The sequence below is a fragment of the Limnoglobus sp. genome (genome assembly GCF_059499385.1).
In genome coordinates, this window is record NZ_JCABYM010000087.1 from 1 (window position 1) to 2,351 (window position 2,351).

Sequence of the window (2,351 nt, forward strand, 5' to 3'; positions counted from 1 at the left end):
TGCGAACCATTTCCCGCGGTGCGAACGTCCCATGCCGGCCAACGACTTGCGGCGACGGACGGGCACGTCGGCGGCGTGCGAACCATGCGAACCATTGGCGGCGAGACGCTCGACGTGCCGGGGCAGACCTCACGAAAGGATTACTGTGTAGACTGGCGGCATGGCCAAGGTGTATGACCTGCCCTACGGTCCGGCCGTCCTGCTCGACGTGGCGGGCGAACTGTCTTGGGCCGACATCGAGCGAGTGGCCGGCGACCGGCTCGCCGACGGGGTGACAGTGTGTGTCCGCCCGCCCGGCCCGAACACTCGTCGGGGCGGTCACTTCTTCCACATCCGTCGCACCGCCGACGGGTTCGTGTTCCGCACCTTCGACCGTGTCGACGTGCTAACCTTGCGGACCTCCGACGAGTGTGCGGCGTTCCTGAACCACGTCACCGGCCGCCGGTACAGCCCCGAGATGTGGGCCGTCGCCCAAGCCGCGAATCTGCGTGCGGATGACCCCGGGCCGTTAGGCTCCTGACGGGTCGCGCTGGCGACGGACCCACTCCGCAGCCGCCTGCGGCTTCAGGCCCGACAGGACAGTGTCTCCGTCCGGACCAACCGCCGACCACTCGAACTTGGTGTTGAGCAGCAAGCCGATGGTCGCGGCATGTTGCCGGAGCAACTCTGCTCGGGCATCGCGACCGCGCGGCAACTTCTCGTAACCAGCTACTAGCAGCCGTCGGTTTTCGTGTCTGGCGATGCAGATGAACGGCGGCGTTGGTCCGTCGATGAGCGTGACTGAGCCGTACCGTTCGGCGATGTCCCGACCGACGCAGCGGTGCCCAAGCCGCAATACCTCGGCCACGAAATTCGTGTAGGCTCGGAGCGTCGCCCCGCCTCGAACCGACTGGTCCAGCCGTCGGATACCGGCGGGGTTATGTAGTCGCGTGAGTTTGCCGTAATTGCCCGCTTCTGTCTTGTACTGCCCGCCGGCGAGCGGGATGACCCCGTGACACAGGTCGTACCCCTTATACCCGACCGGCTCAGGCGTGTCCTTCTTCCTCCTCAGCGGCGCGTGCAGCCAATGGTTGTCACGAATCCGAGCGAGTTCGTAAGCGTCGAAGACATGGATGCCGTGGATAGTCGGGTGTCGAAATGCTTTTGACTCGTGACGCCGTATTTCCCAGACAAGGACCACTACGAAATCTCGACCTCGCTGCACGTCTTTGATCAGAGTGTCGAAGTTGGCTGCTATCTCCTCGGCTCGGACGTCCACAGCTTTGACTTCTAGCCTCGCACACGTTCGTCCGTCAGCATCTCGCACGACTAGGTCCGGGTATTTGTTCGCTAGGACGTAGCACAGGCTCGCCCCGCGCGCCGCAAGTGGGACGTTGGCGGTGATCGCCCGGCCGAGTTCATACTCCAGCAACGGGCCAATGCGGGTCCGCACGTCCGACAAGTTAGCTTGGTTCTGTGGCAGACGTTCGTCGTCGAACAGGGTGTACTGGACGGGCATCGACTCCCGGTTCAGCCAGTCGCAGAGCGTCGGGAACAACTCAGAGGCTAGCCGAGTCGTAACCGTTGCCGGGTCGTAGTGTGCGCCTTGGAGTAAGAGGAGGTCAGCCCACGACTCAGACATCGTGTCTCCCCCCGCTGCCCGGGGCCAGCAGGTCACGGACCAGTAGGTCGCGGGCGGCGGTCGCCAACCGGTCGGCCCGTTCGGCCGCCCGCCGGCTGTCGGCCCGGACCGCCTCCGCCTCGACCTCGGCCTCGCGTAGCCGGCGGAGCAGCCGCCGTTGTTCGCCTGGTGGCGGGCACGGCAGCCGCACGTCCATCACTGCCGCGCGGTTCAGCCGGGGCCGGCCGATGCCCGTGACCAAGTGAACCACCTGCCCGTAAGCCAGGTCGGACCGCAGCAGGGCGGCCAGCAGCTCGGGTAGCATGGCCGGCCGGCCGGCGGTCGCGTCTCGGCGGGGCACCAGCACCAAGCACTCAGCCGACGCATACGCCTCGTCCAGGTCTGGCGGCAGCAGGCACACCTTCCGCAGTTCCGGCCGCATCTTGGCAAACAGGATGTCGCCGGCCAACGCCCGCCGCACCGCACTCTTCAGCCCGACCCCGCCCACCACCTCCGGGGAACACCGGCCGGTGTGGGCCTCGATGTTGGCCAGCCCGAGGTAGGTCAGTTCTTCGTCGGGCAGCTCCTGGGACGGCACCACAGCCTCGTTCCGCACCTCGCACAGTTCGGCGACCGTCCGCAGTGGGAACGGGCTGGCCCGCAGCGCGGCAGCGGCCGCAGCCCGAGCCGGGTGGTGGAAGGCGGGGTCGAGCCGCAACCCGGCGGCGAACCCGCGGCCAGTGGGGACCGG

At 67.1% G+C, this 2,351-nt stretch carries 3 protein-coding genes; 1 reads left to right on the forward strand and 2 read right to left on the reverse strand.

Annotated features, from left to right (window positions below; translation table 11 throughout):
• Positions 1–160 precede the first annotated feature (160 nt).
• On the forward strand, positions 161–520 hold the full coding sequence (locus AC5JJ2_RS16135) for a hypothetical protein (RefSeq protein WP_495859038.1): 360 nt from the start codon (positions 161–163) through the stop codon (positions 518–520).
• On the opposite strand, the gene AC5JJ2_RS16140 is transcribed toward AC5JJ2_RS16135, so the two are convergent.
• Positions 509–1,621: a hypothetical protein gene (locus AC5JJ2_RS16140; RefSeq protein WP_495859039.1), complete on the reverse strand. Its 1,113-nt coding sequence runs from the start codon at positions 1,619–1,621 to the stop codon at positions 509–511. The two genes, AC5JJ2_RS16135 and AC5JJ2_RS16140, sit on opposite strands and share 12 nt — an antisense overlap.
• The coding region (locus AC5JJ2_RS16145) for a restriction endonuclease subunit S (RefSeq protein ID WP_495859040.1) at positions 1,614–2,351 on the reverse strand (738 nt) is incomplete at its 5' end. The genes AC5JJ2_RS16145 and AC5JJ2_RS16140, both read right to left, overlap by 8 nt.

What these genes read in the sequence shown, in the direction of transcription:
- AC5JJ2_RS16135 (WP_495859038.1), top strand. Translation starts at nt 161, where the DNA reads ATGGCCAAGGTGTATGACCTGCCCTACGGTCCGGCCGTCCTGCTCGAC.
- AC5JJ2_RS16140 (WP_495859039.1), bottom strand. Translation starts at nt 1,621, where the DNA reads ATGTCTGAGTCGTGGGCTGACCTCCTCTTACTCCAAGGCGCACACTAC.